Below are 22938 nucleotides of genomic sequence, written 5' to 3'. Positions count from 1 at the left end.
CGCGAACAGGGAGATCAAACGTCCGCCCACAGGGAGATCCCGATGTCCCTTGACAGCCCACGACAGTGGATCGGTGCACCTCCTGCATAGGTCAGCTGCCGAGGCAGAGGGAACCCGAACAGCTCCGCGGCGGACTCATGGCTGATCACCGTCCCTGGTCGGAGCCGCGACTGGACGATGGCGGCCAGCTGCCGCAGGGAGACGTCAGCCTCCGCACGCACCCACCATCCGGGAAGGACACGCCGCATCGCCGCTGAGGCGAAGTGCCGGCGGTGCATTCCCTGGGCAAGGAGCTCCTCGCGGCGATAGACGGTGTCGAGCCGCAGGTCCTTCGGCCGGAGAGACATGAGGGGAGCGTACGAACGCAAAGCCGAGCCTGTCCTGACGTGCTCGCCGATGTGGACCGGAGCGGCCTGGGGAGGATCGGTGTCACCGAATTCCTCCCGGCCGTGCCGACGAAAAAGGTTCCAGTAGGGCGGCACCTTTCAGGTCATGGCGAGGGTGGTAACCCCGGGGCCAACGTCACGACCAAAAAGGCGCCAGTAGGGCGGCACCTTTCACGTCATGGCGAGGGTGGCAACCCCGGGGCCAACGCCACGACCAGAAAGGTTCCAGATCCGTGGCACCTTACTCGTCGCGCCGGAGACATCAGGTGAGCGCGGGCCCGCCGGGGGTCACGTCCCCACCCAGGGGCGGGGGCCCGCCGGGGGTCACGTCCCCACCCAGGGGCGCGGGCCCACCGGGGGTCACGTCCCCACCCAGGGGCGCGGGCCCACCGGGGGTCACGTCCCCACCCAGGGGCGGGGGCCCGCCGGGGGTCACGTCCCCACCCAGGGGCGCGGGCCCACCGGGGGTCACGTCCCCACCCAGGGGCGCGGGCCCACCGGGGGTCACGTCCCCACCAGGGGTCACTTGCCGCCGAGGAGCTTCTGCATCTCCGGGGGGAGCTGGCTGGGGTCGAAGGAGCTGAGGTCCGGTGCGGGCTGATCGGGGGCGTCGCCGCCGAAGGCCGACCCGCCCGTCCCCGCACCTGCACCCGTGCTCTCGCCGGCTGCGGCCTTCCTCGCCGCCTCGGCCTGCTCGCGGGCGGCCTTGGCGGGGTTCTTCGAGGACTTCGACTTCTTCCCCTGCTTCGGCGAGGCCTGCTTGCCGCGCGATTTCTTGCCCATGCCCATGCCGGGGCCGCCCGGCATCGCCGGCGTCCCGCCACCGGCCATCCCACGACCCATGGACTTCATCATCGTCTGCGCCTGCTTGAACCGCTCGAGCAGCTGGTTGATCTGCTGCACGGTGGTGCCGGAGCCGCGGGCGATGCGGTTGCGCCGCGAGCCGTTGATGACCTTGGGGTTGTTGCGCTCCTCCGGGGTCATCGAGCGGATGATCGCCTCGATGCGACCGATCTCGCTCTCGTCGAAGTTGTCGAGCGCCTCCCGGTGCTGGCCCATTCCGGGCAGCATGCCGAGCATCTTCTTGATGTTGCCCATGTTCTTGAGCTGCTGCATCTGGGACAGGAAGTCGTCGAGGGTGAAGTCCTCGCCGGAGGCGAGCTTCTTCGCCGCCTTCTCGGCCTCTTCCTGGTCGAACGACTTCTCGGCCTGCTCGATGAGGCTGAGCACGTCGCCCATGTCGAGGATGCGGTTGGCCATGCGGTCCGGGTGGAACCGCTCGAAATCGTCGAGGCTCTCACCGGTGGAGGCGAACAGGATCGGGCGCTCGGTCACGCCGGTGATCGACAGAGCGGCACCGCCGCGGGCATCGCCATCGAGCTTGGAGAGCACCACGCCGGTGAAGCCGACGCCGTCGCGGAAGGACTCGGCGACGCGCGCCGCATCCTGGCCGATCATCGCGTCGACGACGAAGAGGGTCTCGTGAGGGTTGACGGCGTCGCGGATGTCCCGCGCCTGTTGCATCATCTCCTCGTCGATGCCGAGACGGCCGGCGGTGTCAACGATGACCACATCGTGCTGCTGGAACTGCGCGGTGGAGACACCGTTCATCGCGACCAGCACCGGGTCGCCGACGCCATTGCCCGGCTCGGGCGCGAAGACGGGCACGCCGGCGCGCTCACCGACGATCTGCAGCTGGTTCACGGCGTTGGGGCGCTGGAGGTCGGAGGCGACCAGCAGCGGAGTGTGTCCCTCGGACTTCATCCACTTCGCGAGCTTGCCGGCCAGCGTCGTCTTGCCGGCGCCCTGGAGGCCGGCCAGCATGATCACGGTGGGCGGGTTCTTCGCCCAGTGCAGCTCGCCGGTGGCGCCGCCGAGCACCTCGACCAGCTCGTCGTTGACGATCTTGACGACCTGCTGGGCGGGATTGAGAGCCTTGGAGACCTCTTCGCCCAGGGCGCGCTCACGCACGCGGCCGGTGAAGGTGCGCACCACCGAGACGGCGACATCGGCGTCGAGCAGGGCTCGACGGATCTCGCGGATCGTCTTGTCGACGTCCGCTTCGGTCAGGCGGCCTTGACCGCGCAGACCCTTGAGCGACGCTGTGATGCGATCGGAGAGGTTGTTGAACACGAAGCGCTTCCCCTTGGTCGATTGGACCGCCTCAGTGTAGTGGCCGCCTGCGCCGCGAGCACGCCGAGAAGCCGCCACCGAGGCGAAGGGCACGCGCCAGGCGCACCGCAGGCCCGCGCACGGCACGCGCCAGGCGCACCGCAGGCCCGCGCACGGCACGCGCCAGGCGCACGCCGGGCACGCTTCGCGCGCGCGGAGGGCACGCGCCGGACCCGGATCCGTCCCCCGGAGCCCGACCATCGGGTCAGGTCGCGGCGGCGTCCATGAGAGCGGCGACGACGCGCCCGACGGAGGGCGGGTCCAGCGAACGTCCGTGCTGGTCGGTCAGGTACAGCACGTCGACGGCGCGCTGCCCGAGGGTCATCACGTGGGCGCTGCGCACCTGCAGGCGGTGCACCGTGATCACCTCGGCGACGTCGGCCAGGAGGCTGGGACGGTTCCGCGCGTTGACCTGCACCACGGTGGCCTCGCGGGAGGCACCGGGAAGGAGGGTCACGACGGGGACGTCCTCGGTGGTGCGCGGCGGCGGGGAGGGCGGCAGCTCTAGCACCCGGGCATCGGCCCGGTCGCGGCTCGCGAGCTCCCGGTCCAGGGCGTTGCGCAGCACCGAGGGATGCGGGAGGTCCGCCGGCGGCGCGGCGACCCACCAGGTGTTCACGGCCGCCCCGTCCAGGGTGATGACGACCGCGCTGTGCACGTCGAGGCGCAGCCGCACGAGCACGCGGGCCATCGCGGCGAACACTCCGGCCCCGTCGGGCGCCCCGACGCATATCTGGGAGATCGGCTCGTCCTCGGTGTGCGCCGGGTAGAGAACCTGGGCGCTGCCGCTGCGCTGGACGGCCGCCAGCACCGCCTCCTGCACGGAACGCTGCGGGGCCAGCACCACCCGGGGCGCGGGCGCGTTCCCGCTGAGGGCGTCGCGGGCCATATCGGTGAGGTGGTCGACGAGGTCCGCACGCCAGGTGGACCAGGCGGCGGGGCCGGCGGCGATGGCGTCCGCCTCGGTGAGTGCACGCAGGATCTCCAGCGTGTCGGCGTCGTGATCGACGGCGGCCAGCAGGTCGCGGAGGGTGGCGGGGTCCGCCAGGTCCCGTCCGGTGGCGAGGCCGATCAGGGTGAGGTGCTCGCGCACGAGGAGCGCGATCGTGCGGCGGTCCGCGGCGTCGAAGCCGAGGTGCCGGGCTGCCGCTTCCGCGAGCGGGGCCCCCTCGGCAGCGTGGTTCCGCTGCCCGGGCACCTTCCCGAGATCGTGGAGCAGCGCGGCGACCAGGAGCAGGTCCGGGCGGCCCACGCGAGGCAGGAACCGTTGGGCCTCGATGACCGTCTCGATCAGGTGACGGTCCACGGTGAAGCGATGCACGGCGGCACGCTGGGGCCGGTTGCGCACATCGGCCCAGCCCGGGATCCAGCGGGCGAAGATGCCTTTCACGTCGAGCGCCTCGTAGGCCTCGGCGAGGTGCTCCCCCGCGAGGGCGTCGACGAGCACGTCGCGCTGGGCGGGCAGCAGCGGTGCCGGGTCCGCCTGCGCCATGCGGGCCAGCGTCGCATCGGCCAGGGGCAGGCCGGAGACGGCCGCGTGGCGCACGGCGGCCACGTCGCGCAGCAGGTCCCGGGACCCGGGATCGGTGGAGACCTCGTCGGAGTGCACGAGCACGCCGTGCGGGAGGCGGGTCAGATCGGGACGACGATCGGTGCCCGCGCCGCGGGATGCCGCTCCCCCGGGGCGGATGGCGGCCTCGGCGGCGCGGACCGTGCGGTGCAGCTCCCAGGTCACCGCCCTGGCGGCGTCGGCGAGCACCGCGTGGTGGTCATCGGCCGTGGCATGGCCGGTGAGCGCGGCGACCGAGTCCTGGTCGCTGCGGCCGAGACGGGTGCCGGAGGTGCCGGTGACCGCCTGCAGCGCATCGCGGGCGTCGCTGAGGGTGCGGGCGGCGGCATCGACGATCTCGTGGTCATGGTCGGCCAGCCAGCTCTCGGCGATGGCACGGATGACGGTCACGTCCCGCAGGCCGCCGCGGTCGGACTTGAGGTTCGGCTCGGTCGAGTGCGCCAGCGAGCCGTAGCGATGGGCGCGGTCCGTCGCCAGCTCCACGAGGTCCCGCACCCGGCGTCGCGCCTCACGGCGCCACTGGGCCCGGACCCGGCGCGAGGTCCCCTCGACGATCGCCGCATCACCTGCGACCACGCGGAGGTCCAGGAGGGAGATCGCGGCGCGGAGATCGTCCCGGGCGATCTGCTCGCATTCGTCGGGGCTGCGCACCGCGTGGTCGAGCGAGGCCCCGGAATCCCAGATCGGATACCACAGTGCACTCGCGAGACGCTCGGAGCCGGCGGCGTCCAGCACGGCCGGGTCCAGGAGGAGCACCAGGTCGAGATCGCTGCCGGGTCCGAGGTCCTGTCGCCCGAGCGAGCCGATCGCGGCCAGAGCCGCACCGGACGCGGGGGCGCCGGCCGCCGCCCACAGCTCGGTCAGCCAGCCGTCCACGAGGGCGGCCTGATCGAGCCGACGACGGGGGCCGGCGGTCGGATCCGCGAATCCCTCGTGCAGCACCTGGGTGATGCGTTGCGAGGGCAGCGCCTCAGACGGCATCCGCGTTCCGTTCCCCGGTGCGGACCCGCACGACGGTGCCGACGTCGGTGGTCCAGATCTTGCCGTCCCCGATGCGACCGCTGCGCGATGCGGCCAGGACGAGGTCGATGATCGCGCTCTCGTCGGCGTTCTCGGCGAGCACCTCGACCTTGATCTTGGGGATCGTGTCGATCGTGTACTCGGCACCCCGGTACACCTCGGTGTGCCCGCCCTGGCGGCCGTAGCCGGCGACCTCGGTGATCGTCAGCCCGCTGACGCCGTACTCGCGCAGGGAGTCGGTGACGGCCTGGAGGGCGTGCGGCTGGATGATCGCGGTGATGAGCTTCATCGGGGCTCTCCTGTGGTGACGGTTCGCGCGGTGGCGGCTGCTGGGGCTGCCCCCTCGGCGAGGGGGGCGGGGTTGCGCGGTCCCGGGTCCGAGGCATCGTCCATGGGGGCGACGGCCTCGGCGGGGTCGATCGAGCCGGTGGACGCGCCCGGGGTGTGGCGGGCCGGGACGATCGAGCGCTCCCGTCGTGCACCGAGTGCACCTGCCAGATCGTATCCGGCCTCCGCATGATGGGTGAGGTCGATGCCGGCGCGCTCGTCGGCCTCGGGGATCCTCCATCCCATCGTGTGCTTCAGCGCCAGGGCGATCACGGTGGTGAGCACCCCGGAGAAGATCATTGCGGCCACGGCCACGAGCACCTGGACGATCAGGAGGCTCACGCCGCCGCCCAGCAGCAGCCCGCCGTCGGCGGCGAGGAAGCCGATGCCGACGGTTCCCACCAGCCCGCCGACGAGATGGACGCCGACGACGTCGAGCGAGTCGTCGATCCCGAAGCGGTGCTTCAGGCCGACGGCCAGAGCGCAGGCGAGCCCCGCGAGGAGTCCGAGCACGATGGAGGTGAGCGGGGTGAGCGCGGCGGCGGCGGGCGTGATGGCCACGAGGCCGGCGACGACGCCCGAGGCCGCACCGAGCGAGGTGACGTGCTGGTCGCGGATCCTCTCGACGAGGGCCCAGCCGAGCATCGCTCCGGCCGTGGCGACGGTGGTGTTCACCCAGGCCAGGCCCGCGGTGGCGTCGGCCGTCCCGGCGGAGCCGGCGTTGAACCCGAACCAGCCGAACCACAGCAGCGCGGCGCCGAGCATGACCAGCGGCAGGTTGTGGGGCTTCATCGACTCGGTGCCGAAGCCCTTGCGGGCTCCCACGATGATCGCGAGCACGAGCCCGGCGACGCCGGCGTTGATGTGCACGACGGTGCCGCCGGCGAAATCGACCGGTTCCGCGATCGAGGCGAAGATGCCGTCGGCGCCGAGCAAGCCCCCGCCCCAGACCATGTGGGCGAGCGGCGCGTAGACGATCACCACCCAGATCGCGGCGAACACCATCCAGGTGCCGAGCTTGACGCGGTCGGCGATCGCGCCGGAGATCAGGGCCGTGGAGATGATCGCGAAGGTCATCTGGAAGCCGGCGGCGACCAGGAAGGGCACGCCGCTGCCGGCGAGGATCGACTGCTCGTCCGTGCCCGACAGACCGACGTGCTCCAGAGGAGCCCCGAACAGCCCGCCGACGTCGGTGCCGAAGGCGAGGGAGTACCCGATGAGCGTCCAGGCGATCGCGACCACCGCCATGGCGCTGAAGGACATCAGCATCATGTTCAGGACGGTGCGGGCACGCACCATCCCGCCGTAGAACAGCGACAGGCCAGGGGTCATCAGCAGCACGAGCGCGGCGCTGACGAGGATCCAGGCGGTCGCTCCGGTGTCGGGGGTGAAGGGCTCCATGACGTCTCCGAACTGGAGTGGGGCCGGCCCGGGATCGCTCACACGATCCTGGGTCCGCGCGGCCCGGCGGGTCGCGCTCCCATCGTGCGGCGCTCGGGGCACGACGCCTATGGCAGGAGGCCGCCGTGATCATTCCGTGACCTGAAGTCCCGTCCGGTGGACACCAGGGGCTGCTCCGACGACCGCCGCGGAGCACGAGGAGGCGAGGGAGCGAGCACCGGCACCGACGGGCCGGGGCCCCTGATCTGGTGATCAGGGGCCCCGGCCCGTCGGTGGCTCTGCGGCCGTGTCGGTTCGCTCAGTCCTCCAGGAGCGCGTCGACGAAGCCGTAGGGGTCGAAGGGAGTGAGATCGTCCATGCCCTCGCCGAGGCCCACCATCTTGACCGGGACTCCGAGCGCACGCTGCACGTTGACGACGATGCCGCCCTTGGCGGTGCCGTCGAGCTTGGTCAGCACGATGCCGGTGATGTTCACGGCCTCGGAGAAGACCTTCGCCTGCTGCATGCCGTTCTGGCCCGTGGTGGCATCGATGACGAGGAGGACCTCGGCGACGCTGTCGCCATGCAGGCCCTTCTCGGCGACCCGGCGCACCTTGCCGAGCTCGTCCATCAGGCCCTTCTTGTTCTGCAGGCGCCCGGCGGTGTCGATGATGACCACGTCGACCTCCTGCTCGATGCCCTCCTTGACGGCGTCGAAGGCGACCGCTGCGGGGTCGGCCCCGTCACGGTCGGCGCGCACCGTGTCGACGCCCACCCGGGAGCCCCAGGTCTGGAGCTGATCGGCGGCGGCGGCACGGAAGGTGTCCGCCGCGCCGAGCACGACGGTGCGGTCGGCGGCGACCAGGACGCGGGCGAGCTTGCCGACCGTCGTCGTCTTCCCCGTGCCGTTGACCCCGACCATGAGGAGCACCGAGGGGACCTCGGTGCCATCGGGCGCGTCCCGGCGGCTGGCGGCGAGCCGACGATCGAGATCGGGATCGATGAGGCCGACGAGCTCCTCGCGCAGGACCTCGCGCACGCCCGCACGGTCATCGGTGCCGAGGATCTGGATGCGGCGGCGCAGGTTCTCGAGCATCTCGTCGGTGGCGTCGGGTCCGAGATCCGCCAGGAGCAGGGTCTCCTCGATCTCGTCCCAGGTGTCCTCGTCCACGGCGCCGCCGCGGGTGAGCAGGCCGAGGATGCCTCGACCGATGGCTCCGGAGCGTGAGAGCCGATCGCGCAGACGGACCATGCGGTCCGCCGGGGCCTCGGGGGTGTCCAGCACCGGTCCGGCGGGGGCGGTCGCCGCGGCCGGAGCAGCGCCGTCCGACGCGGGAACCGGGCCGCCTGACGCCGGAGCGCCGGGGGCTCCCGCCTCGGCAGCGCCGGTGGCGCTCTCAGGAACATCGGTGGCCGTGGCCGGAGCGCCGCTTTCCGCCGGCGACGTCGGAGCGTCGACAGCCGCCGGGTCCTCGGTGGCTGTCGGGTTCTCGGCGACCGTCGAGTCCTCAGCAGCCGCGTGGTCCTCGAGCGTCGTCGCCTCAGGGGACTGCGCGAGATCGCGTACCGCGGCATCGTCCGCAGAGGGATCCGTCGTGGGGGCAGACGCCTCGGCGGCAGCACCATCGGGGGTCTCTTCGAGCGTGCTCGAGTCGGCCGTCGCGGAATCCGCCGGAGGCGGGGTCTCTCCCGCGGGCGGAGCCGTCGAGGACGGCTTCCGCGTCGGCGCGGAGAGGGTGTCTGCCCAGCTGGGCGGGGCGGGGCGGTCCGTGACCGCGGTCGAGGACCGGGTCGACGTCCCGGTCGAGGACTGCGCCGACGGCCCGGCCCCGGTCCCCGTCGGACCCTGGGAGCCGGTCTGCGTCGTGTCGTCCTGCGAGGACTTCTTCTTGCCGCGGCCGCGGACGATGGCCCAGGCCACCGCGCCGACGACGAGGACGCTGCCACCGCCGCCTGCGAATAGAGCAAGAATGTCATTGGGGTCCACGGGTCACCTCCGGGGTCGGGGAAGCCGACGATGCGGCGAGGCCAACGGCCAGTGTAGGCCGCACTCCGATCACCCCGGCAACGCGGGGCCCGGCCGGAGCACCCGGTGGAGGAGCAGCGATCTCAGCGACGGGTGCGGGAGGTGTGCCGGGGGTTCTCCGCAGGCCGTCCTTCATCGTCGTCGTGATCGCGCTCGCGCAGGTGGGGTGCGGCGACGGCATAGAGGATCCCGAGGGCCACCACGACGGCAGCAGCCAGGAAGACGAGGGTGACCACAGGCAGTTGCATGGTCTCAGTGTGCACGCCGCAGCCCGGATCTGCGGGGATCCGGGCTGCGGCGCGCCTCACGTCCGCGGCTGCGAGCCGCGATCAGCCCAGCTCGGGGAACCAGATGCCGATCTCGCGAGCAGCGGACTCCTCGGAATCGGAGCCGTGCACGAGGTTCTGGATCACCGGGAGATCCCATTCCCGGGCGAGGTCGCCGCGGATCGTGCCGGGTGCGGCCTCCGTGGGGTTGGTGGCGCCCGCCAGGGACCGGAAGCCGGCGATCACGCTGTCGCCCTCGGCGACGATCGCGACGAGCGGGCCCGCTCCCATGTACTCGACGAGGCCGGGGTAGAAGGGCTTGCCCTCGTGCTCAGCATAGTGAGCGGAGAGCTCCTCGGCGGTGGCCGTGCGCTGGGCCAGGGCGACGATCTCGTAGCCCTTGGTCTCGAGGCGGCGGATGATCTCCCCGCGCAGGCCGCGCTGGACGGCGTCGGGCTTGAGCAGGACAAGGGTGCGCTGTGCAGTCATGGCACCAGGGTACCCACGGCGGCGAGGGCCTCCGAACCCGGTCGCTGCATCAGTCCTGCGCAGAGTCCTGCTGGGCCCACACCTTCTGATCCACGGCATCCTTCTCGCGGTCCAGCTGCTGGCCCTTGAGCACGCCGTAGACGAAGAGCGCGGCGAACCCGATGCCCACCGCCCACATCGCGGTGACCTGGAGGCCGAGCAGGATGGTGGGGATCTGCAGGGCGATGCCGAGCCAGTAGGGCCAGGCGCCGCGCGTGAGCAGGCCGGAGCAGGCCAGGAGCGCGAGCGCTGTCATGATGCCCCAGATCCAGGTGGTCGCCCGGTCACCGGGCACCAGCTGATGAGCGGCGAGCACCGCGAAGAACACGACGAAGGCCTCGACGACCAGCGTCGTCGCGGAGAACATGCGCTGCGCCCCATGCGGGCGCGACGACGGAGTGAGGTCCAGAGCCATGATCAATCCTCCTGCGGGACGCCCAGAAGGTCCCGCACCTCGGCCACGAGCGTGACCGAGCCCGCGACGACGACGCCTCCGAACTGGTCCCCGTCGGTCTCCGAGAGGTCGACGGCCGCCTGGATCGCATCGGGCAGGCTCCCCTGCTCGAGCACGCGCTCCTCATCGTCGAACACGTCCCGCGCGATCTCCGCGAGGACGTCGGTGGGGATCGCGCGCGGCGAGGAGGACTGGGTGATCACGACGTGGTCCAGGAGCGGTTCGAGCACGGCGAGGATCTCCTCGGCGTCCTTCTCCTGGAGAATCCCGACGAGCCCGATGGTGCGGGTGAGCCGGAAGTTCTCCCGGACCGTCTCGACGAGGGTCTGGGCACCGGCCGGGTTGTGCGCGGCATCCAGCACGATGGTGGGCGACTGCCGGACGACCTCGGCGCGACCGGGTGAGGTGACCGTGGACAGCGCGGCACCGAGCATCTCCCCGTCCAGCACCGTCGTGCCATCCCCGAGCAGAGCCTCGGCCGCCGCGACGGCCAGCAGCGCGTTGCGGGCCTGGTGCTCGCCGAGCAGGGAGAGGAAGACCTCCTCGTAGCGGCCGGCGATCCCCTGCAGGGTGAGCATCTGGCCGCCGACGCCGGGCGTGTGGGAGAGCACCCCGATCTGCTGGTCCTCGATCGCGGCCTCGGCGCCGAGCTCGCCGATCCGTTCACGCAGCACATCGGCGGCGTCCTCGTAGGGCTGATTGGCGATGATCGCCGTGGCGGTGGCCGTGAGGATGCCCGCCTTCTCCCCCGCGATCTCGGCGATGGTGTCCCCCAGGTACTCCTGGTGATCCATCGAGATGGGTGTGATCACGGTGACGTCGGGATCGACGACGCCGGTGGCGTCCCACGTCCCACCGAGTCCGGTCTCGACCACGGCGACATCGACGGGCGCCGAGGCGAACGCCTGGAAGGCCATCGCCGTGAGGTATTCGAAGTAGGTCAGCCGCACGCCCCCGGCGGCCTCCTGCTCGGCGTCGACGATCGCCGCGAAGGGCTCGACGTCCTGGTAGGCCTGGAGGAAGCCCTCCTCATCGATGGGAGAGCCGTCGATGCCGATCCGCTCGACCGGCGAATGCAGGTGCGGGCTCGTGGTGCGGCCCGTGCGCAGCCCGGCCTCGCGCAGGATGCGCTCGAGGATCCGCGCCGTGGTGGTCTTGCCGTTGGTGCCGGCGATACGGATCGAGCGATAGGCCTGCTGAGGATTGCCCATCAGCTCCATCACCCTGGTGATCCGCGACAGGTCCGGTTCGATCCGGTTCTCCGGGGCGCGGTCGAGCAGTGCGGCATAGACCTCTCGCAGCTCGGGCGACATGGCCGGACGGGACGTGCCCGGACGGGGAGAACTCGACACAGGGGCTCCTGGGTTCGACGGGGTGGAGGGGCGCAGATCAGTGTACGAGCACCCCCTGGACGACCTTTCCTCCCGAGGGCTCCGTTGTCCACAGCCGACGAGGTCCTCGGCAGGAGCGGCTCGACTCGTTCCTAGGATCGGGCCATCGATGTGGGAGGGGTCACCAGGACACCTCGTGACCGAGGAGCGGAACCATGGGTGCTGTGAGGATCGGCGTCGCCGCGAGCCCCACCGGGCCGCTCTGTGTCACCGCCGACATCGCTCCCGGATGTGCAGGGTGACGCCCTCCCTTGGTGCGGACACGGCGCAGCTGCGCGCACAGTCACTCCGTCTGCGCAGGGCATCGGCCGACCTCGACGCCCTGCGCCTCCACCTCGACGCCGTCGTGGAGGCGGCCCCCTGGACCGGCCCGGACGCCGAGGCGTTCCGCGGCGGATGGGCCGGACCGTCCGCTGACGGGCTGATCGCTCTCAGCACAGAGCTGCGCGCCTTCGGCGATCGCGGTCTGGAGGAGGCCCGGGAGCAGGACGTCGCCTCGGATCGCGAGAGGGCCGGGACCGGGGCCGCAGGATCGACCGCGGCGGGAACGCTCCCCGGGGAGAGCCGGACGAGCTCGATCCCGGGGGCAGTCCCCGCTCCATCCGGCGGCGGGTACCTCCACGATGACAACCCGCTGATCCCGGACCAGCTCGAGGACCCGGCGGAGTCACTGATCTCCTCCGCGGCGCGGATCGCCTCGGATGCCATCGGCTGGGGCATCGAGACAGGATTCGACGCCCTGGAGTCGGACCTCGATCTCGCGGGGATCCGGAGCGAGGGCATCGGACAGCTCCAGCGCGATGCCGACCATCTCGGGCACCTCCTCGAGGACTGGGCCACCGGCGAGCGCACCCCGACGTACGCGGAGCTGGGTGCCGCGGGACTGGTGGCGTCGGGCTCGGCCGGGGTCGGGATGTACGAGGCCGCCACCGGCGAGGACACTCCCTTCCTGGATGACCGGCCGGGCGGGATCGTCGACAGCGTCGAGACCTGGGAGAGCAGCTCTCGCGGGCCGCAGGACCTCCAGGATCTGATCGCCCAGAACGACGCCCTCCGGCTCGGGGCCCGCGGGCAGGACGCCCGCGACGCAGGGCAGATCGGGATCCAGGAGGTCCGCGGCGGCTCCGGAGGGGAACTCGCCTACATCGTGCAGATCCCGCCCACCGAAGGGGCACTCTTCAGCTCGGTTCCCGACGCCTACGGGGGCCAGGGGAACTCGCGGGACTGGGCGTCGAACCTCCGTCTCATCGCGGGTCAGCATCCAGCGGCGATGGATGATGTCCGCGCCGCGATGGAGGCGGCAGGCATCCGTCCGGGCTCCAGGGTCCTGCTCGTCGGGCACAGCCAGGGTGGGATCGTCGCCACCCATCTCGCGGCCGATCCGAGCTTCAACAGCGACTCGGGGCGCGCGGGGACCTACGACGTGACCCACACCTTCTCGGTCGGCTCCCCGGTGCAGACGGTCGTCCCGGCCCAGTCGTCCACCCGGTCGGTGAACGTCCACCACGAGGCGGGGATCGGCGTCACCGGATTCCGCGGCGACCTGCTCGCCACCACGGATCTGGAGGGCGCTCGGCCCGGGAGTTCCCGGCTCGGTGCCCCGGGGGTCCATGAGGTGACGCTCGCGCCCTATCCGGTGACGAGCATCGATCTGTTCACGGTGCTCGAGGCGAACCATGACTCCATGGGGCCGGATCACGACCCCGGAGGCGGCTACTCCGGGTCCCTCGCACGGGGAGCTGCCGGCGACCCCGTGCTGTCCGCCCTGCAGGAGGACCTCACCGGCGTGTACCTGGGAGACGACACCTCCGTCTCGCGCTCGCTCGTGGTGACCGTCGGCCGAGGCGCACCGTGAGGACCGGACTCACCGGATCTCACGGGGCTCACCGGGACTCGCCGGACGGAGCGCTGTCAGTCCTTCACAGCGACCGTACGGCTGTCGCGGCGCCCGTCAGGCCTTCACGACAGAGACGGTCACGGTCCCTCCGGAGACCTTCTCGCTCGCCTCATGCGCCCCGGCTGCCGGAGCGGCAGGCACCTCGACGTCCACGGCCAGCACCTCGCCGGCGACCAGCTCGCGGTGTGCGGTGACGGCGGCGACGACCTGCTCGTCGCCGTCCACGGTCAGACGGATCCGGTCGGAGACCTCGAACCCTGCCTCGCGGCGGGCCGACTGGATCGCACGGACGACGTCGCGAGCGGTGCCCTCGGCCTCGAGCTCCGGGCTCACCCGGGTGTCGAGCGCGATGAAGTCGCCGCCGCGCAGGACGCCCACGGAGCGTCCCTCCATGGCGGAGGACTCCCCCGCCACCAGATCCAGCGAGAACTCGCCCTCGGCGAGCTCGATGCCGCCGGAGGTCACCACGCCGTTCTCGTCGGCGGACCAGTCCCCGCTCTTGGAACCCTTGATGACCGTCTGCACCTGCTTGCCCAGGCGCGGTCCGGCGGCGCGGGCGTTGACGCTGAGCCGCTGCTCGACGCCCATGCCCTGGGCCTCCTCGCTCGCCACGTCCAGCAGGCGCACGGCCTTGACGTTGAGCTCGTCGGCGATGATCGCCGAGAACGCCTCCAGAGCGCTCGGGTCGTGGTGGACCACGGTGAGCTCGGCCAGCGGCAGGCGTGCGCGCAGCTGCTCCTTCTTGCGCAGGGAGTTGCCCACGCTCGCGACCTGACGCACGGCATCCATCCGGGCCACGAGCGCCTCGTCACGAGGGAAGAGATCCGCATCGGGCCAGTCCGTGAGGTGCACGGACCGACCTCCGGTGAGCTGCTTCCAGATCTCCTCGGCGACCATGGGCAGCAGCGGAGCGACCACCTGGCACAGCGTCTCCAGGCAGGTGGAGAGCACGTCGATCGCCTGCTCGTCGCCCTCCCAGAAACGGTCGCGGGAGCGGCGCACGTACCAGTTGGTGAGCATGTCGAGGTAGTCCTGGATCAGCTCGGCGGCATCGGCGATCGCGAGCCCGGTCATGGACCCCTTCACGTCACGCACCAGGTCACCGGTGCGGGCCAGCAGGTACTGGTCCATGACGTCCGTGGACTCGTAGCGGGTGCGCCCGCGGTAGCCCGTCGGCTCTCCGGCGGCGTCCTTCTCCCCCGCGGCGTTGGCATATAGCCCCAGGAAGTACCAGACGTTCCACAAGGGCAGCACCATCTGCCGGGTGGCGTCGCGGATCTTCGGCTCGTCGACCACGAGGTTGCCGCCGCGCAGGATCGGCGAGCTCATGAGGAACCAGCGCATCGCGTCGGCCCCGTACTTGTCGAACATCTCGCGCACGTCGGGGTAGTTGCCGAGCGACTTGGACATCTTCTGCCCGTCCTCGCCGAGCACGATGCCGTGACAGATCACCGAGGTGAACGCCGGCCGGTCGAAGAGCGCGGTGGAGAGCACATGCATCACGTAGAACCAGCCGCGGGTCTGCCCGATGTACTCCACGATGAAGTCCGCCGGGTTGTGGGACTCGAACTGCTCCGCGTTCTCGAAGGGATAGTGCATCTGCGCGAACGGCATCGAGCCGGAGTCGAACCAGACGTCGAAGATCTCCTCGACCCGGCGCATCGTGGACTGCCCGGTGGGGTCGTCGGGGTTGGGCCGGGTGAGCTCGTCGATGTACGGGCGGTGGAGGTTCACCTCGTCGTGCTCGTCGCGCGGCAGGGTCCCGAAGGCCTCCTCGATCTCCGCCAGGGAGCCGTAGACGTCGATCCGGGGGTGATTCGGATCGTCGCTCTTCCAGATCGGCAGAGGGGTGCCCCAGTAGCGGTTGCGGGAGATCGCCCAGTCACGGGCGCCCTCGAGCCACCGGCCGAACTGACCGTCCTTCACGTTGCCGGGCACCCAGTCGATCTGCTCGTTCAGCTCGAGCATGCGCCCGCGCTGGTCGGCGACCTTCACGTACCAGGAGCTGACGGCCTTGTAGATCAGCGGGTTGCGGCAGCGCCAGCAGTGCGGGTAGGAGTGCACGTAGCTGGCCTCGCGCATCAGACGCCCGGCCTGCTGGAGGTTGCGGATGATCGGGCGGTTCGCCTCGAACACCTGCACCCCGGCGATCTCGTCGAGCTCGGTGCCGGCGAAGTAGTCCAGGAACTGGGCCCCCTCGTCGACGGAGACGATGACAGGGATGCCGTACTCGGCGTTGACCTGCTGGTCGATCTCACCGTAGGCGGTGGCCTGGTGGACCACACCGGTGCCGTCGTCGGTGGAGACGTAGTCCGCGACCGTGACGATCCAGGCGTTCTCGGTGCCCCACTTCGCACGGTCCTCGGAGTAGACCGTCCACAGCGGCTCATAGGCGACGTGCTCGAGCTCGGAGCCGGCGAACACGCGCTCCTCGCACGCGGCGAGCGCGTCCTCGGAGCTCTCGTACCCGAGCTCCTTGGCGTAGGAGCCGAGCAGGGCGGTGGCCAGGAAGTAGCGGGCCTCGCCCGCAGCAGTGCCGTCGGCGGTGCCGAGCGGCCCGGCGGGGACCACCGAGTACTCGAGCTCGGGGCCGACGGCGAGGGAGAAGTTGGTGGGCAGGGTCCAGGGGGTGGTGGTCCAGGCCAGCGCCTTCACCCCGTCCAGACCCAGCTGCCCGGCCTTCTCCCCGGTGAACGGGAAGGTGACCGTGACGGTCTGGTCCTGGCGCTCCTTGTAGACGTCGTCGTCCATCCGCAGCTCGTGCGCGGAGAGCGGCGTCTGATCCTTCCAGCAGTAGGGCAGCACGTAGTAGCCCTCGTACGCACGACCCTTGTCGTAGAGGGTCTTGAACGCCCACAGCACCGATTCCATGAAGGTGACGTCGAGGGTCTTGTAGTCGTTCTCGAAGTCGACCCAGCGGGCCTGGCGGGTGACGTAGTCCTCCCACTCCTTCGTGTACTTCAGCACCGAGGCCTGGGCGGCGTTGTTGAACTCCTTCACGCCCATCGCCTCGATCTCGGACTTCTCGGTCATCCCGAGTTCCTTCATCGCCTCGAGCTCGGCGGGCAGGCCATGAGTGTCCCAGCCGAAACGGCGGTCCACCTTGTTGCCGCACATGGTGCGGAAGCGCGGGATGACGTCCTTGACGAATCCGGTCAGCAGGTGACCGTAGTGCGGCAGGCCGTTGGCGAAGGGAGGGCCGTCGTAGAAGACGAACTCCTCGGCGCCCTCGCGCTGGGCGATCGAGGCACGGAAGGTGTCGTCCTGCCGCCAGAACTCCTGGATGGCGTTCTCGAGCGAGGGCAGGTTCGGCGAGGGGACGAGCGGGTCTCCGCTGACCGGGTAGACCATGGGGACGGACCTCCGAAGAAGAACAAGGGGCGGCGGCTGGGACATCACGGTGCCCGAGGACGCTTCCGACCCGGAGGCCGGTGGCGCGGTACCACCTCGGTTGACGCCTGGTCCCTGCCGGCGGACCGGCACGGGGCGTCCCCTTGTTCCTCAGCGATGACGGGCTGGTCCCGGCGGGTTCTACTGGGCCCTCCCCGCGGACGGGCGATGGGCTGTTCTTCCCGCGGCTCTCCGGTGATGGCCGGGTCGATGCCGTTGGCGCCCAGTGTACGCGGCACCGCCACGGCGGTCACCAGCGTTGAACGCGAAGAGACACGGCGAACACCGTGAGCCCCGGGGCGGAGGCGCAGGTGCAGGGGCACGTGCAGGTGCAGGTGCAGGTGCAGGTGCAGGTGCAGGTGCCAGCGAATCCGCCCCTCGTGCACAGCACCGGCCCAGGTTGAGGACGTCTGATGGATCCATCGGCAGATCGCCGGCAGGGTCCCCCGAGGAGGAACCGACATGGACGACGAACCACGGCGAGGCGAGCTGCCGTCGACGGTGCCCACCGCACCGGACGCTTCCGCGGGTCGTGCGGAGATGATCCTCCGCAGCCAGTCGCCCGCACCCGTGCTCCCAGCAGCGCACCCGACCCCGCTCGTGCACGGCCTGCGGGACCGTGCCACCGCGGGAGCCGCCTCGCTGGGCGCTGCCGCCCTGCTGGTGCTGAGCTTCGGGCCGGCCGCCCTCGCACTCGCCCCGTCGGGCACCACGTCAGCGCAGCCGCAGGGCAGGAGCTGGATCGCACCCCTGGACGCCGAGACCGCCACGGCTACGGTCGCTCCGGAGTCCCGGAGCGGGCAGACCTCCTGACGCAGATCTCCTGACGCCGGGACCTGGATCTCCTGACAGGATCTCCTGGCGCGGACCGCAGCTCCCTGACCCCAGGTGAGGCACGCCTCACCACCGGTTCGGTGCGCGGTCGTGGGAAACTGGATGTTCCACGGTTCCGTCCCTTCAGGGCGGTCGACGAAGAAGGAGCGAGGATGTCGCTGTTCGGAGAGCCCTTCACCGCTAAGTGCCTCAAGTCAGGGATCACTGTCGAGGTCGAAGAGGGTCAGTCCCTCCTGCAAGCCCTGCTCGATGCCGACATCCCCATGGACTACTCCTGCGAGGGCGGCGTCTGCGGAACCTGCGTGGTGCCCCTGGTCTCCGGACAGGTCGAGCACATGGACGAGTTCCTCATGGATGACGAGCACGACGATCAGATGATCACGTGCGTCTCCCGCGGCGAGGGCGAGATCGAGATCGACGTCTGAGTCGACCGGGCCGGCGACGTCGTCACTGACATGACATCGTCACAGGCGCGGCGCCGTCACAAGTGCGCCATCGTCACAGACGGTGCGTCGTCACAGGCGCGGCCCGGCCACGGCCCAGGCGAGGCTCACCAGGCACATCAGGGCGATCGCCGAGGCCACGGACAGCGGCAGGGCGATCGTGGGGCCGGCGATGAGCAGGCCGAGCACGCCGACAGCGGCGATCGACAGCAGCAGCACGAACAGCGCCGGGCGGCCCGCGCTGGGCTTGCGCAACGTGCGGTGGCGCGACGTGTTCTCCGTGTACGTCGTCATCATGGTGACGTCCTGTCCGCTGGGTGCTCCGGTGCCCGATCCGCTGAGGCGGGAATTCCGCCTCGGTGGTGATCGATAGCCCCATCGTGCTCCGCAGCACCGGTCGTGCACATCCTTCGGGAGGCGGACATCCGTCTCCGTCTTTGGTCGTAGAGCCACGAACCCGGGCGCCCCGCCACTCCGTTCACAGACGCCGACGCCGACGCCCGGACTGGAGCTCGGGTGCGGTGCTCGGGTCCGGTCTCAGCTCCCGGGGCGCGCCGTCGGCGTCCCGGGAGCTGAGACCGGGCCGTCGGACGGACTCTCCGAAGGACCGGCCGACGAGCTATCCGACAGACCAGCCGACGAGCTGTCCTGCTGCTGCGCCCCGTCACGGGCCGAATCCTGGGCGACGAGGTCGGCGAACACGCCGCCACGTCCCAGCAGCTCCTCGTAGGTGCCGCGTTCGACGATGCGCCCCGTCGCCATCACGATGATCTGATCCGCCGCGCGGACAGTCGAGAGGCGGTGGGCGATGGAGACGGTGGTGCGCCCGCGGGCCACGGCATCCAGCGCACCGGACATCGCACGTTCGGTGACGACGTCGAGAGCAGAGGTGGCCTCGTCCAGCAGCAGCACGGGCGGGTCGCGCAGGATCGTCCGGGCGAGGGCCAGGCGCTGCTTCTCACCACCGGAGAACCGGTAGCCGCGCTCCCCCACCACGGTCGCGTAGCCGTCGCTCAGGCCGACGATGTGGTCGTGGATCTGGGCGATCCGGCAGGCCCGCACGAGGTCCTCGTCGCTCGCGTCGGGACGGGCGAAACGCAGGTTCTCGGCGATCGTGGCGTGCAGGAGATAGGTCTCCTGGGTGACCACGCCGAGGCTGTCCGCGAGCGAGCCCATCGTGATGTCCCGCAGGTCGTGCCCGTCCAGGGTGATCCGGCCCGTGGTCGGCTCGTACAGGCGGGCCATGAGATACCCGGTGCTGGTCTTCCCCGATCCGGTGGTCCCCACCAGCGCGGTGTGGCGGCCGGCCGGGATCACGAGGTCCAGACCGTGCAGCGCCGGGGCGTCGGCCCCCGGATAGGTGAACGTGACGCCCTCGAAGCGGATCTCGCCACGCACCTCGGCGGGATCCAGCGCGAGGGCATCAGGCGCGTCAGAGATGGTGATCGGGGCGTCGAGGTACTCGAAGACCCTGGTGAACAGGGCCAGGGAGCTGTTGACCTGGGTCGCGACCCGCAGCAGGCCGTTGATCTGCGGGAACAGCCCGGACTGCAGGGCGATGAACGCCACCAGGGTGCCGATGGTGACGCCGGTGCCGGAGAACAGAAGATGCCCGCCCAGCAGATACGTCAGCGCCGGGAACAGCGCCATCAGCGTGGTGAACACGGCCATGTGCCAGCGGCCGGCCATCTCCGAGCGCACTTCCAGGTCCGCCAGGCCTCGGGAGTCGACGGTGAAGGCGTCGGTCAGCGCCTGGGAGCGGCCCATCGTCAGCCCCAGCAGGATCCCGGAGACCGACAGCGACTCCTGGATCCCGGCGGAGAGGTCCGCGGCCTTCTCCTGGCGGGTGCGCACGATCTCCCGTCGGCGTCGGCCCACCCGGCGGTTCATCCACACCGCGAGCGGCAGGGCGATGAGGGAGAACAGGGTGAGCCGCCAGTCCAGGGCGAACATCGCCACCAGCGCCATGACCACGGCCGCCGCGGAGGACACGATCTGCGTCATCACGCTGGTCACCATGGCCTGCATGGACCCGATGTCGGAGAAGATGCGCGACTGGATCTCGCCGGTGCGGGTCCGGGTGAAGAACCCCAGCCCCATGCGCTGGAGATGCGCGTAGACCGACACCCGCAGGTCGTGCATGACCGCCTGCCCGACCCTGGTGGACAGCATCGACTGGGTGACACCGAGGGCGCTGGAGACGATGGTGACGGCGATCAGGCCGCCGACGCACCAGGCCAGGACGTCGGCCCGCTGGTCCGGGAGGGCGACATCGACGATCTCCCGGATCAGGAACGGGGAGACCACCCCGGTGGCGGCGCCGATCGCGATGAGCACCAGCACGACCAGGAGCGTGCTGCGATAGGGGCGGAACAGGGCGAGCACACGGCGCAGGTCGGGACGTCGTCCCGGGAGCAGCCTGCGCTCCTCCCCGCGGATTCGGCCACCACCCGTGCCACCCCCCATGCCGCCGCCGATTCCTCCACCCATGCCCCCGCCGGGGCCGCCCATGCCGCCGTGGGCCATCAGACTCCCTGGTGTCGGGCGACCCGGTGCGCGGCGGCCTGAGCCAGAGGGCGCACGGTGATCAGGTCGAGGTTCACGTGGTGCGGGGCGCCCAGGGCGTAGGAGATCACGTCGGCGCAGTCCTGCGCAGTCAGGGGGTTCTCGACCCCGTCGTAGACCTTGTCGGCGGCGTCCTGGTCGCCGAGCCGGACGAGGGAGAACTCCTCGGTGCGGACCATGCCCGGTGCCACCTCGATGACGCGGATCGGCTCGCCGTTGAGCTCGAGGCGCAGGGCCGCGGCGAGCATGTGCTCCCCGGCCTTGGCGGCGTTGTAGCCGGATCCGCCGGGATAGGCCTCCTGCGCCGCGATGGAGGTGACGAACAGCAGATCGCCGCGCCCGCTCGCGCGGACGGCCGGCAGCAGGGCACGGGTGACCCGCACCGCGCCGAGCACGTTGATCTCGTACATGCGCTGCCACTTGCCGAGGTCCGCGTCGGCCGCGGTCTCGACGCCGAGCGCCCCGCCGGCCACATGGACCACCGCGTTCAGGGTTCCGTCGAACAGCTCCCCGACGCGCCGCACGAGGGCGTCGACCGAGTCGTCGGACGTCACGTCGACGGCGAGCACCTCGCACCCGGTCTCCGCGGCGAGCTGTTCCAGCCGGTCCTCGCGGCGGGCGACGGCGAGGACGCGCCACCCCTCCGTGACGAGCCGCTGCGCGGTCGCCCAGCCGATCCCGGAGGAGGCCCCGGTGACGACGGCGGTGAGCGCGGCGGTGCCGGCCGAGGGATCGGAGGCCGAGGTCGAGGCGCCGGACGGGATGGGGGCGGGAGAAGCGGTCATGATCTCAGGATACGCAGGCGCACCGCTCCGTCGCGGGGCTCGGGCGCAGGCTCGAGCACAGGCTTGTCACCAGCCGATCTCGAGGCAGCCGTGATGATCCGTCGGCTCCGTCTGCACCGTGGCGTGGGCGATGCCGTGCCGGGATTCGAGCAGCTCCTGGGCGGCGTCGAGCACGGGATGCGGATCGACGCCCGGGTCGACCACGAGGTGCACGGTCGCGACCTCCATCCCAGAGGTGAGGGTCCACAGGTGCAGGTCATGGACATCGGCGACTCCGTCGATCGCCTCGAGCTCGCTCTGCACCACGCCGGGGTCGATGCCGGCGGGGGCCGCCTGGCCGAGGACGCTCAGCACCTCCTTCGCCAGCAGCACGGCCCGCACGGCGATGAAGGCCCCCACAGCAAGCGCGACCACCGTGTCGATCCAGCTCGCCCCGGTGAATCGGATGAGGATCGCCGCGACGATCACGCCGACGGACCCGACGGTGTCCGCGAGCACCTCGAGGTAGGCGCCCTTGACGTTGAGGCTCTCCGCGGCGCCCCCCTGGAGCATCCGCAGCACGATCAGGTTCACGAGGAGGCCGAGTACGCCGACGACGAGCATGGGACCGGTGTCGATCTCGACCTCGCGCCCGATGCGGCCGATCCCGCCGATCACCACGAAAACTGCGACGCCGAGCATGATCAGCACGGCGAGCAGCGAGGCGAAGACCTCCAGGCGGTAGTTGCCGAAGGTGCGGCGTCCGCTGAGGTCGGGTCGGGCCGCGAGGATCGTGGCGCCGAGCGCCGCGGCGAGGGTCACGACGTCGGCCGCCATATGGCCGGCGTCCGAGATCAGGGCGAGGGACCCCGACAGCAGCCCGGCGATCAGCTCGACGACGAAGAAGACCCCGATGAGAGCCACCGCGACCGCGAGCCGCCAGCGGTGGGCCGCGCCCGCGTGCCCGGTGGCCGCCGGAGATCCGTGGGAGTGCGTCATGACGACCCTCCATCCCGCTGCTCCCCCGACTCGCGTTCCGGATGGCGCATGTCGCTGTGCGCCGCGTGGGAGATCGCGAGCTCCAGCAGAAGGCGCACATGCGGATCATCCAGCCGATAGAACGCCCGCCTGCCCTCACGACGCACGGCGACGATCCGATGCGCGCGCAGCAGCTTGAGCGCGTGGGAGACCGAGGATTCGGAGTGCTCGGTGATCTGCGCCAGGTCGCTCACACACAGCTCCTCCTCGAGCAGCGCCATGAGCAGTCCCAGCCTCGAGGGGTCGCCGAGCAAGGAGAAGACGTCTGCGAGGTCGACCATCGCGGATTCTCCCGGGATCCTGCCCCGCACCTCCTCGAGATGCTCGGCGAGGCGGGCGGCTGCGCTGATCGCCGTGGAGCCGTCGACCTGGACGCTTGAAGAACTGTTCATATGTTCAGTGTTGCATAGATCGCCACGACCGGTCCGGGGGTCCCCCGCTCGACCGGCGGACGGTCGGAGCGCTCGACGGATCGATGGATCGACGG

At 70.9% G+C, this 22938-nt stretch carries 19 protein-coding genes; 3 read left to right on the top strand and 16 right to left on the bottom strand.

Annotated elements, in window-relative coordinates; translation table 11 throughout:
• Positions 1 to 14: 14 nt before the first annotated feature.
• The 10 genes from INT49_RS11505 to INT49_RS11460 all read right to left on the bottom strand — a co-directional run bounded on the left by INT49_RS11505 (position 15) and on the right by INT49_RS11460 (position 11442).
• Positions 15 to 347 (bottom strand): hypothetical protein, encoded by a 333-nt coding sequence (locus INT49_RS11505; RefSeq protein WP_193117872.1) that lies wholly within the window; start codon positions 345 to 347, stop codon positions 15 to 17.
• Between the two features lie 561 nt (positions 348 to 908).
• Entirely contained in the window at positions 909 to 2519 is a 1611-nt protein-coding gene (gene ffh, locus INT49_RS11500; protein WP_193117888.1) for a signal recognition particle protein, read from the bottom strand.
• 244 nt (positions 2520 to 2763) lie between these two features.
• Positions 2764 to 5109 carry a [protein-PII] uridylyltransferase family protein gene (locus INT49_RS11495; protein WP_193117871.1) on the bottom strand — a complete coding sequence of 782 codons (2346 nt, stop codon included), beginning with the start codon at positions 5107 to 5109 and terminating at the stop codon, positions 2764 to 2766.
• Entirely contained in the window at positions 5099 to 5437 is a 339-nt protein-coding gene (locus INT49_RS11490; RefSeq protein ID WP_193117870.1) for a P-II family nitrogen regulator, read from the bottom strand. The genes INT49_RS11495 and INT49_RS11490 overlap by 11 nt, the downstream gene beginning before the upstream one ends.
• Complete coding sequence (locus INT49_RS11485; RefSeq protein ID WP_193117869.1) at positions 5434 to 6876, bottom strand: ammonium transporter; 1443 nt, start codon at positions 6874 to 6876, stop codon at positions 5434 to 5436. Before INT49_RS11485 ends, INT49_RS11490 begins: the two co-directional genes overlap by 4 nt.
• 298 nt (positions 6877 to 7174) lie before the next feature.
• Positions 7175 to 8842, bottom strand: coding sequence for a signal recognition particle-docking protein FtsY (gene ftsY / locus INT49_RS11480; protein WP_193117868.1), 1668 nt, complete (start codon positions 8840 to 8842; stop codon positions 7175 to 7177).
• A gap of 122 nt (positions 8843 to 8964) precedes the next feature.
• Complete coding sequence (locus INT49_RS11475; protein WP_193117867.1) at positions 8965 to 9129, bottom strand: hypothetical protein; 165 nt, start codon at positions 9127 to 9129, stop codon at positions 8965 to 8967.
• Positions 9130 to 9210: 81 nt separating this feature from the next.
• Positions 9211 to 9636 carry a nucleoside-diphosphate kinase gene (gene ndk, locus INT49_RS11470; RefSeq protein WP_193117866.1) on the bottom strand — a complete coding sequence of 142 codons (426 nt, stop codon included), beginning with the start codon at positions 9634 to 9636 and terminating at the stop codon, positions 9211 to 9213.
• Positions 9637 to 9685: 49 nt separating this feature from the next.
• Positions 9686 to 10090 (bottom strand): DUF4233 domain-containing protein, encoded by a 405-nt coding sequence (locus tag INT49_RS11465; protein WP_193117865.1) that lies wholly within the window; start codon positions 10088 to 10090, stop codon positions 9686 to 9688.
• A 2-nt stretch (positions 10091 to 10092) separates the two neighbouring features.
• The gene (locus INT49_RS11460; protein ID WP_193117864.1) at positions 10093 to 11442 is read right to left on the bottom strand and encodes a bifunctional folylpolyglutamate synthase/dihydrofolate synthase; all 1350 of its coding nucleotides are present in this window, start codon (positions 11440 to 11442) and stop codon (positions 10093 to 10095) included.
• A 316-nt stretch (positions 11443 to 11758) separates the two neighbouring features.
• Between INT49_RS11460 and INT49_RS11455 the strand changes: the two genes are divergently transcribed.
• Positions 11759 to 13375 carry an alpha/beta hydrolase gene (locus INT49_RS11455; protein WP_193117863.1) on the top strand — a complete coding sequence of 539 codons (1617 nt, stop codon included), beginning with the start codon at positions 11759 to 11761 and terminating at the stop codon, positions 13373 to 13375.
• A 96-nt stretch (positions 13376 to 13471) separates the two neighbouring features.
• On the opposite strand, the gene ileS is transcribed toward INT49_RS11455, so the two are convergent.
• Positions 13472 to 16768, bottom strand: coding sequence for an isoleucine--tRNA ligase (ileS, locus tag INT49_RS11450; RefSeq protein ID WP_193117862.1), 3297 nt, complete (start codon positions 16766 to 16768; stop codon positions 13472 to 13474).
• A 501-nt stretch (positions 16769 to 17269) separates the two neighbouring features.
• On the opposite strand from ileS, the gene INT49_RS11445 reads away from it, so the two are divergent.
• On the top strand, positions 17270 to 17620 hold the full coding sequence (locus INT49_RS11445) for a hypothetical protein (RefSeq protein ID WP_193117861.1): 351 nt from the start codon (positions 17270 to 17272) through the stop codon (positions 17618 to 17620).
• Between the two features lie 173 nt (positions 17621 to 17793).
• Positions 17794 to 18066, top strand: coding sequence for a 2Fe-2S iron-sulfur cluster-binding protein (locus INT49_RS11440; protein ID WP_193117860.1), 273 nt, complete (start codon positions 17794 to 17796; stop codon positions 18064 to 18066).
• A gap of 90 nt (positions 18067 to 18156) precedes the next feature.
• On the opposite strand, the gene INT49_RS11435 is transcribed toward INT49_RS11440, so the two are convergent.
• From INT49_RS11435 to INT49_RS11415, 5 genes are all read right to left on the bottom strand, one after another.
• Entirely contained in the window at positions 18157 to 18381 is a 225-nt protein-coding gene (locus tag INT49_RS11435) for a hypothetical protein (protein ID WP_193117859.1), read from the bottom strand.
• Positions 18382 to 18621: 240 nt separating this feature from the next.
• Positions 18622 to 20610, bottom strand: coding sequence for an ABC transporter ATP-binding protein (locus INT49_RS11430; protein WP_193117858.1), 1989 nt, complete (start codon positions 20608 to 20610; stop codon positions 18622 to 18624).
• Positions 20610 to 21434 (bottom strand): SDR family oxidoreductase, encoded by an 825-nt coding sequence (locus tag INT49_RS11425; protein WP_193117857.1) that lies wholly within the window; start codon positions 21432 to 21434, stop codon positions 20610 to 20612. The genes INT49_RS11430 and INT49_RS11425 overlap by 1 nt, the downstream gene beginning before the upstream one ends.
• 66 nt (positions 21435 to 21500) lie before the next feature.
• Positions 21501 to 22412: a cation diffusion facilitator family transporter gene (locus INT49_RS11420; protein ID WP_193117856.1), complete on the bottom strand. Its 912-nt coding sequence runs from the start codon at positions 22410 to 22412 to the stop codon at positions 21501 to 21503.
• A complete protein-coding gene (locus INT49_RS11415; RefSeq protein WP_193117855.1) occupies positions 22409 to 22843 on the bottom strand; it encodes an ArsR/SmtB family transcription factor in 435 nt (144 codons plus the stop codon). The genes INT49_RS11420 and INT49_RS11415 overlap by 4 nt, the downstream gene beginning before the upstream one ends.
• Positions 22844 to 22938 lie beyond the last annotated feature (95 nt).

The organism is Brachybacterium tyrofermentans (assembly GCF_014897585.1).
GTDB classification, from domain to species: Bacteria; Actinomycetota; Actinomycetes; order Actinomycetales; family Dermabacteraceae; genus Brachybacterium; species Brachybacterium tyrofermentans.
The sequence above is the reverse complement of the archived record's forward strand: the minus strand, read 5'-3'. Positions and strand labels throughout refer to the sequence as shown.

Bases quoted from the DNA above. Each gene is read 5' to 3' on its own strand.
- INT49_RS11505 (WP_193117872.1), bottom strand. From the start codon at position 347: ATGTCTCTCCGGCCGAAGGACCTGCGGCTCGACACCGTCTATCGCCGC.
- INT49_RS11495 (WP_193117871.1), bottom strand. From the start codon at position 5,109: ATGCCGTCTGAGGCGCTGCCCTCGCAACGCATCACCCAGGTGCTGCAC.
- INT49_RS11490 (WP_193117870.1), bottom strand. From the start codon at position 5,437: ATGAAGCTCATCACCGCGATCATCCAGCCGCACGCCCTCCAGGCCGTC.
- INT49_RS11485 (WP_193117869.1), bottom strand. From the start codon at position 6,876: ATGGAGCCCTTCACCCCCGACACCGGAGCGACCGCCTGGATCCTCGTC.
- INT49_RS11475 (WP_193117867.1), bottom strand. From the start codon at position 9,129: ATGCAACTGCCTGTGGTCACCCTCGTCTTCCTGGCTGCTGCCGTCGTG.
- ndk (WP_193117866.1), bottom strand. From the start codon at position 9,636: ATGACTGCACAGCGCACCCTTGTCCTGCTCAAGCCCGACGCCGTCCAG.
- INT49_RS11465 (WP_193117865.1), bottom strand. From the start codon at position 10,090: ATGGCTCTGGACCTCACTCCGTCGTCGCGCCCGCATGGGGCGCAGCGC.
- INT49_RS11460 (WP_193117864.1), bottom strand. From the start codon at position 11,442: ATGTCGCCCGAGCTGCGAGAGGTCTATGCCGCACTGCTCGACCGCGCC.
- ileS (WP_193117862.1), bottom strand. From the start codon at position 16,768: ATGGTCTACCCGGTCAGCGGAGACCCGCTCGTCCCCTCGCCGAACCTG.
- INT49_RS11445 (WP_193117861.1), top strand. From the start codon at position 17,270: ATGGACGACGAACCACGGCGAGGCGAGCTGCCGTCGACGGTGCCCACC.
- INT49_RS11440 (WP_193117860.1), top strand. From the start codon at position 17,794: ATGTCGCTGTTCGGAGAGCCCTTCACCGCTAAGTGCCTCAAGTCAGGG.
- INT49_RS11435 (WP_193117859.1), bottom strand. From the start codon at position 18,381: ATGATGACGACGTACACGGAGAACACGTCGCGCCACCGCACGTTGCGC.
- INT49_RS11430 (WP_193117858.1), bottom strand. From the start codon at position 20,610: ATGGCCCACGGCGGCATGGGCGGCCCCGGCGGGGGCATGGGTGGAGGA.
- INT49_RS11425 (WP_193117857.1), bottom strand. From the start codon at position 21,434: ATGACCGCTTCTCCCGCCCCCATCCCGTCCGGCGCCTCGACCTCGGCC.
- INT49_RS11420 (WP_193117856.1), bottom strand. From the start codon at position 22,412: ATGACGCACTCCCACGGATCTCCGGCGGCCACCGGGCACGCGGGCGCG.
- INT49_RS11415 (WP_193117855.1), bottom strand. From the start codon at position 22,843: ATGAACAGTTCTTCAAGCGTCCAGGTCGACGGCTCCACGGCGATCAGC.